Origin of the sequence: Allochromatium palmeri (assembly GCF_009720725.1) — a bacterium.
Classification (GTDB): Bacteria; Pseudomonadota; Gammaproteobacteria; order Chromatiales; family Chromatiaceae; genus Thermochromatium; species Thermochromatium palmeri.
On record NZ_WNKT01000164.1, the window covers coordinates 1 to 600 of the forward strand.

1 protein-coding gene is annotated in these 600 nt (G+C 36.3%); it reads right to left on the reverse strand.

Features of this window, described 5'->3' with window-relative positions; genetic code table 11:
- Positions 1–73: 73 nt before the first annotated feature.
- Positions 74–328 carry a P-loop NTPase family protein gene (locus GJ668_RS19950; RefSeq protein ID WP_222930835.1) on the reverse strand — a complete coding sequence of 85 codons (255 nt, stop codon included), beginning with the start codon at positions 326–328 and terminating at the stop codon, positions 74–76.
- Positions 329–600 lie beyond the last annotated feature (272 nt).

A 600-nucleotide genomic window follows, 5' to 3' on the forward strand; every position in this document is an offset into this window, starting at 1 on the left:
TGAAATTATTGATGGTTATGGATCTGAATATAAAATTGCGTTTTCATCTGTTTAATTTTTTTAATGAAAGTACTTATATCAAAGTATCAGCCATCTCCAACCTGACGTTGAATGATTCAATTGGGCCAATCCCATCAATTAACCAACATTCGCTGGACAATATATTCTTATGCGCTTCATCAAATACTTCACGTTCTACTAAATCACCGTTTTTCTTGTAAACAATCGAATCCAACTGATGCAATGGGATGCCGGTTGCTGAAGCTAGCGATTTACTTAACGTTGATTTGCCGCTGCCAGGTTTCCCAAAAACTGCGATTTTCTTCATTTTGCCTCCATTAAATTACAGGTAACCCAAGAGGCAGTTGAATGGAACCCACCTCTGTTGGGTGGTTTTGACAATTATTTAGCGCATCACAAAGCCCACCATTCATATGGAATGATGCTAATTCGTGACTCCGGTTTATTAGATATAGATGTTTCATTTGACATGAGGACGACGGGAGCGCTCCACTAATATAAATAAGTACTTTCATTAAAAAAATTAAACAGATGAAAACGCAATTTTATATTCAGATCCATAACCATCAATAATTTCAC

Bases quoted from the DNA above. Each gene is read 5' to 3' on its own strand.
- GJ668_RS19950 (WP_222930835.1), bottom strand. From the start codon at position 328: ATGAAGAAAATCGCAGTTTTTGGGAAACCTGGCAGCGGCAAATCAACG.